The organism is Acidobacteriota bacterium, assembly GCA_022340665.1.
In the GTDB taxonomy this organism is placed as follows: domain Bacteria; phylum Acidobacteriota; class Thermoanaerobaculia; order Thermoanaerobaculales; family Sulfomarinibacteraceae; genus Sulfomarinibacter.
The window spans coordinates 1-6,686 of the sequence record JAJDNM010000134.1; the positions used below are offsets into that span (position 1 = coordinate 1).

Below are 6,686 nucleotides of genomic sequence, written 5' to 3' on the forward strand. Positions count from 1 at the left end.
GCCCGCACGGCTCACCGCAGTTGATGTCTTCCGGGGGATGACGATCGTCGCGATGATCCTGGTCAACAACCCCGGCGACTGGGCGACGATCTACTGGCCGCTGAAGCACGCCGAATGGCACGGGTGTACGCCGACCGACCTCATTTTCCCGTTCTTTCTCTTAATCGTCGGGGTGGCGATCGTCCTGGCTCTGGGGCGCCGCATCGACGCCGGTGTTCCGAGGCGACCGCTGGTCATCAAGGTGATCAAGCGATCGATCAACATATTGGCGCTGGGCCTCTTGCTCAACGGCTATCCCTTCGGCCTTTTCGGTCCACGCGGCTTCGCCGAGCTCCTCGATACATGGCGCATCCCGGGTGTGCTGCAGCGGATCGCGATCTGTTACCTGGTCGTCTCGCTGCTAGTTCTCTTCTGCAGGGTCCGGATCCTGAAGATCCTGACCGTGGTCTTCCTCGTCGGGTACTGGGCACTCATGACCCTGGTGCCGGTGCCGGGCGTCGGGCAGCCGAACATCGACGAGCCCGGCGGGCATCTGTCGGGATGGATCGATCGCGAGGTTTTCGGCGACCACGTTTGGCGGGTGTCGAGGGTCTACGATCCGGAAGGCCTGCTGAGCACGATACCGGCGGTCGCGACGACTCTCTTCGGGGTCTTCGCAGGGTTGCTGCTGGTGGCGAAAATCGATCCCGTTGAAAAAGTGGCCCGGCTCCTCGTATCGGGTAGCCTGCTGGCCTGCGCCGGCTACGTGTGGAGCTGGGTCTTTCCGATCAACAAGGCGATCTGGACCAGTTCGTACGCGGTGTTCACCGCGGGGTTGGCCTTCAGCTGTCTCGGCCTCTGCCTCTGGTTCTTCGACTTCCATGACCATCCGAAAACTGCCAGGTTCTTCACCGTCTATGGCGTGAATGCGATCGCACTGTTCGTTGGCAGCGGGGTGCTCGCCCGAACACTGGCCTACGTCCGGCTTGGCGATGTGTCGCTGAAGGAGCAGATTTACAGCAATTTCTTTGCCTCGTGGTTGCCGCCTTACGAGGCGTCGCTGGCCTACGCCGTGACCTGGATTGCCGGCTGGTTCCTGGTACTCTCCTGGATGTATCGCCGGAAGATCTTCATCAAGGTGTGAGTAGAAACCGTAGATCCGGGCTTGAATCCGAGATAGTCAACGGAGGTCTGTTGTGAGTCAGACGATCGCGAAAGACGCAGTTGTGGGAATCGATTATCGACTCACGATTGCCGATGGAACCGAGGTGGACTCGACTGCCGACCGGGGACCCATGGAGTATCTCCATGGCCACGAGAACATCGTTCCCGGCCTCGAGAAGCGGCTCGAGGGCCACGAGGTGGGAGATGCTCTGGATGTCACCATCAAGCCCGAGGAGGGCTACGGCATTCACGACCCGGAGCGGGTGATCGAGGTGACGCCGGGTCAACTCGGCTTCGAGCCCGAGGTGGGCGCCGTGGTGTCGGCGAAGCTTCCGGATGGTCGCGAGCAACACCTGATGATCGCCGAGGTCGAAGACGAGAAGGTCACGCTGGACGGCAACCATCCACTGGCCGGGCAGACCCTGCGTTTCGAGGTGTCGGTGGCAACGATTCGCGAAGCCACGGACGAGGAGAAGAAAAACGGCCGGGTGGGGTGACCGGCAAATGAAATATTTCGAATTTCGGATTTCGAATTTCGGATTTCCGCCAACATACCCTTGCGTGAACGCGAAGCAGCTGTAGGGGCGCCATACATGGCGCTCTTGGCAGTTCCTGCTGGTGTCACCGACCACGCCGAAATACCGCAACCTATCTGGAGAACTGGGCCCAGGGGTTAGAATAACCACCATGGCCGACCTGCTCGTTCGCGATGTCGATGTCCTTCGGTGCGAGGAAAACCGATCTGAGCTGCTCCGGAACCACGACATTCTGATTCGCGGTAACCGGATCGAGTCGGTGGCACCGACCGGGCAATCGGACAAGATGGAAGTTGACGAGGCCATCGAAGGATTCGGTCTCCTCGCCATCCCCGGCCTGATCAACACCCACGCTCACGTGCCGATGTGTTTGTTTCGTGGTCTGGCCGAAGACGTGGACATCGCCACCTGGTTCAACGAGTACATCTGGCCTCTCGAGTCGAATTTGACCGCAGATGACGTCTTCTGGGGCATGCAGCTCGGTCTAGCCGAGATGGTCCAAGCGGGTGTCACCACCGTGGCAGATCACTACTTCCACATGGATCGTGCGGTAGAGGCGGTGGATCGGGCCGGAACCAGAGCCGCTCTCGGATGGGCAGTCTTCGCCAGCCAGGGGAGAGAGGGTGTGGAGCGAACCGCGTCGTTCGCCGAGGAGTACGGTGGTGCCGCCTCGGGTCGGGTGACGACCTGGCTCGCCCCACACGCACCCTACACCTGCGACGACAAGTTCCTGGCGGCGACTGCACGCGAGGCCGAGAGACTCGGCCTGGGCATCCACATCCACGCGGCCGAAACAGTCGAACAGACCAGGGCGAGCCTCGATGCGCATGGGAAAACGCCGATCCGGGTGTTGGCCGACTGCGGAGTTCTCGACCGGCCGACGATACTTGCGCATTGCTGCGGTGCTACACCGGAGGATATCGAGCTGATGGTCGAAAAACGCTGCGGCGTGGCGCACGCGCCAAAGAACTACCTCAAGCTGGCAATGGGTGCGGCGCCGGTACTGGAATTCCGCGAGGCCGGCATTCCGGTTGGCCTGGCGACTGATGGCCCGGTGTCGAACAACACACTCGACATCTTGGAGTCGTTGCGACTTACCGCGATGGTGCAGAAGCACGCCAGCGGAGATCCCCGAAGTCTGACCGTCGATGAGGCGTTGACAATCGCCTCCCGGGAGAGCGCCAGGGTCTGCGGCCTGCCGGACGAGATCGGCCACCTCGCCGCCGGGTTTCTCGCCGACATCGCTCTGGTGGATCTGAGCGGCGCCCACAATCAGCCGCCGCACGATCCGGCGGCAAACCTGGTGTACTCGGTACGGGCCTCGGATGTGCGGACTGTGATCTGCGACGGCAAGGTACTGATGCGTGATCGGGAACTCCTGACCCTGGACCTGGCGGAAATCTCGGCCAGGGTGGGTGAAAGCATGGCTCGACTGTCACGGCGTGTTCCCGAGTCGCGAATTCAGCTTTACAATCCGTAGGGAAACGGTAAACACATGCAGGTCGACTCCATTCCCACAAACGTCGACGAGATCCTGAGCGATCGCTTTCTTGGCCAGCAATTCCAGTGCACCTGCGGCGAGACACACGAGGTTGTTACGCGAGTGGCGATGATCGAACCGAACATGGCCGATCACGTTTCCGGCCTCCTGCCGGCGATTATTCCGGGTGAACGCATCCTGCTGGTTGCGGACCGCAACACGTGGACGGCAGCCGGCGAACGCCTCGCTGAAGCCCTGAGCGCCTCCCATTCGGTCGACTGTTGTCTCTTGCGCGACGACAGCTTCGGTCACATTCACGCATCAGTCGATCTCGTCGATCAGATCCTCTCAGCCTACCCTGACGAGTTCGACGGTTTCGCGGCGGTCGGCAGCGGCACTGTCAACGACCTCACCCGGGCTGCGGCTCACCGGCGGCAGCGCCCGTACTTCGTCTTCGCGACGGCCGCTTCGATGAACGGCTACACCTCGGCGATCGTCGCTCTGCTCGAAAACGGGCTCAAGACGACCCGGACCGCGACGCCCCCGGTTGCGGTTTTCGCGGACCCCCTGGTGCTGGCGGAGGCGCCGGCGGAGTTGACGCTGGCCGGACTCGGCGACCTGGTCTCCAAGCCGTACTGCGGTTGCGACTGGAAGATCGCCTCGCTGATCAAGGGGGAGCCGTACTGTGACGCTCCGGAACAGCTGCTCTCGGAGTCGTTCGGACGCGGGCTCGACGTCTTCCCGTGGCTCGCCGCTCGTGACCCGGAGGCGATCGAGTCGCTCTTTCGCCTCCTGCTGGTCTCTGGCCTCTCGATGGCGATCAGCGGCACATCGAGCCCGGCGTCCGGGGCTGAACACCTGCTGTCGCACTTCTGGGACATGACGCGGCTGAGGGACGGTGGACGTCTCAATCTCCACGGCGCCCAGGTGGGGGTTGGATCCCTGGTCATCGATACGCTCTACCGCGAGATCTACGCGTCCGATTTCGCTTCGGTCGATTTCAAGCCCAACCCGAACCTGATCGCAGCGCGACGGGAGATCGAGAACGACTTCGGGAGTCTCGCGGAGGCGGTCTGGCCGCAGTGGGAGGCGAAGCTGGCGGCGCGGACCGAGTGCGACCTGGAACAGCTATGCGCAGAGGAAAGCACCATCAAGGAGGAGATCGAACGCACCCTGGCGGTTGGTGCGAGGGTGCGGAAGGTGCTCGCTTCGGCCGGGGCGCCGACTGAGGCGGATGATCTCGGGATCTCGAACGACGAGCTCGTGTTGGCCGTACGTCACGGGAGAAAAATCAGGAATCGCTACACCGCGCTCGACGTTGCGGCCGAGATCGGGATCCTGGATGCCTTTGCGGATCGCCTCGGCGGTCAAGGGCTTCGATGACCCGCGAGGCGCTGCTGTCCGCGATGAAATCTGCCATCCGGGAGGTCGAGCGTTGGCCCGAATACGAGGTCACTATCTTCCATCACAACGACGCCGACGGGCTGAGCTCGGGGGCCATCCTGACTCGCGCCTTCGAGCGGGCGGGATTCGAGATCAGAAGGATTTGCCTCGAGAAGCCATATCCGGCGGTGCTGGAGCGCGTTTTCGAACAGTCGGGAAGCCTGCTCGTCTTCACCGATTTCGCCGGTCGCATCGCGCCGCTGATCTCGGACCTCAATCATGGGCGAAACCTGGTGCTGATCCTCGACCACCACAAAGCGGTGGCCGCAACCGACGATCGGGTGCATCTCCTCGATCCGGAGCTTTTCGGTCTGCGCGGCGACCGTGAGATCACCGCCTCGACGACCTGTTATCTCTTCGCCCGTACCTTGCACCCGGAGAATTTGGACCTCGCGCGGCTTGCCACCATCGGCGCTGTGGGTGACCGATTCTTCGTCGACGGCCGGTTGGCCGGCCCGAACAGGGACGCCGCGCTCGAGGCCCAGCGGCAGGGGACCATCGCGATCGACCTGACCGAGGGAGGTGAACGGTACACCGTGACCACCTCCCGTGGCCCGGTCGACTGTTCCCGCTTCGCGCGCTCGCTCGACACCCTGGGTGGGGCCGGTTACCAGCGCCGGGGTCCCGAGACCGGCATCGGTGTATGTCTCGACGGGCCGACGGAGGCGTCGGACAGGGTGCTGAGCGACCTACAGGAGGTCCAGAGGAAAGCGTTCGAAGGCGAGATCGAGAGGATCCGGGAACATGGCTGGAGGGAGACGTCTCACGTGCGGTGGCTGCACGTCGGTGACCGGTTCGATCCGATGGGGGTGAAGATGATCGGCGCCTTCCTCGATACCATCAGGAACACCGACATGGCCGATCAGGATTGCTACCTGGCAGGGTTCCAGGACGTACCCAATCACATTCCCGGCATGGGCACCTTCGATTTCGACCAGGTGAAGGTGTCGATGCGGGTGGCCGATCCGATGGAGGATGCGATCAGGTCGGGAGAAGCTCTCGGGCTCGACATTCTCTTGCCTGAAGCGACGTCGAGGGTCGGAGGGTTCGCGGACGCCTGCCACAGCCTGACCGCGGCTACGACCGTGCCCGTCGGCCACGAAGAAGATCTGATCGAGGAGATCGAGAAGGTTTTGGGAGCCTGGAAGACAGAATTGGATCCCTTGCCGTGATATTGAATAGACGCGGAGGGAAAAGGAGCAGAGGAACAGAGGAGAAAGGGCGCAAGGGTCGGGGTGTGGCTTCGTGGAAATTGTATTCTCCTCTTCCCGTTTTCTCCTTTTCTCCTCTGTTTCTCCTTCGAACCTGAACCTCGTGTCTGCTGAAAAAGAGGAGAAATCGTATGGCGACCGGAACTGGATACGGAAAGACGATCCTGATTGGCGACCAGTTCGTGTTGCGGGGCGTTCCGGCAATCGTTTCGGCTTTACCGTTTGAAACCGAAGCGACTGTCGAGCTGATCGATGGCGAGGGCTGGACGCTCGAGGACAATCGGCACGAGGTTCCGGGCTACAAACAGAAAAAGAAGGCGCAACAGGCCGAGTCGATCGATCACATCCTCGAGGTCATGGGCATCGATGTTCGTCGGACGCCGATCAAGATCACCTACGGCGGTTCGTTGCTCGCGGGCAGCGGGGTCGGAGCCAGTGCGGCGAGCTGCGTGTCCCTGGCGAGAGCTCTCGACGCCACTTTCGATCTCGGACTGTCGATCGAGGAGATCAACCGATTCGGCTGGGAGGGCGAACTCGCCTACCATGGTGTGCCCTCCGGGATCGACAACACCGCTTCGACCTATGGCGGGCTTCTGGCCTACAGCGTTGAGGATGGAGAGGCCTCCTTCGAGCGCATCGAGGTCGAAAGGCCGTTCCGGATCGTGCTCGCCAACAGCGGCGTCACCGCCGACACCTCGACCCTCAACGACTTCGTTCTCGGGCTGAAAGATCACGACCCCGATCTCTTCGCCGAGCGTTGCCGGAGGATCACCGAACAATCGCTGGGAATGCGCAAGGCGCTGGAGGATTACGACCTCGAGACCGTCGGCCGGCTGATGACCGACAACCACGCCATACTCGTCGACATGGGTC

The 6,686-nt window shown here is 62.2% G+C and carries 6 protein-coding genes; all 6 read left to right on the top strand.

Annotated elements, in window-relative coordinates; genetic code table 11:
• On the top strand, positions 1–1,123 hold a 1,123-nt coding region (locus LJE93_15170), incomplete at its 5' end, for a heparan-alpha-glucosaminide N-acetyltransferase domain-containing protein (GenBank protein ID MCG6950253.1).
• A gap of 52 nt (positions 1,124–1,175) precedes the next feature.
• Positions 1,176–1,640, top strand: a complete 465-nt coding sequence (locus LJE93_15175; GenBank protein ID MCG6950254.1) for a peptidylprolyl isomerase — start codon at positions 1,176–1,178, stop codon at positions 1,638–1,640.
• A 190-nt stretch (positions 1,641–1,830) separates the two neighbouring features.
• Complete coding sequence (locus LJE93_15180; GenBank protein MCG6950255.1) at positions 1,831–3,159, top strand: amidohydrolase; 1,329 nt, start codon at positions 1,831–1,833, stop codon at positions 3,157–3,159.
• A gap of 15 nt (positions 3,160–3,174) precedes the next feature.
• A complete protein-coding gene (locus LJE93_15185) occupies positions 3,175–4,542 on the top strand; it encodes a sn-glycerol-1-phosphate dehydrogenase (GenBank protein ID MCG6950256.1) in 1,368 nt (455 codons plus the stop codon).
• Positions 4,543–4,565: 23 nt separating this feature from the next.
• Positions 4,566–5,774, top strand: coding sequence for a phosphoesterase (locus LJE93_15190; GenBank protein ID MCG6950257.1), 1,209 nt, complete (start codon positions 4,566–4,568; stop codon positions 5,772–5,774).
• Positions 5,775–5,944: 170 nt separating this feature from the next.
• Positions 5,945–6,686: hypothetical protein (locus LJE93_15195; protein MCG6950258.1), on the top strand; the 742-nt coding region annotated here is incomplete at its 3' end.

Bases quoted from the DNA above. Each gene is read 5' to 3' on its own strand.
- LJE93_15180 (MCG6950255.1), top strand. From the start codon at position 1,831: ATGGCCGACCTGCTCGTTCGCGATGTCGATGTCCTTCGGTGCGAGGAA.
- LJE93_15185 (MCG6950256.1), top strand. From the start codon at position 3,175: ATGCAGGTCGACTCCATTCCCACAAACGTCGACGAGATCCTGAGCGAT.
- LJE93_15190 (MCG6950257.1), top strand. From the start codon at position 4,566: ATGAAATCTGCCATCCGGGAGGTCGAGCGTTGGCCCGAATACGAGGTC.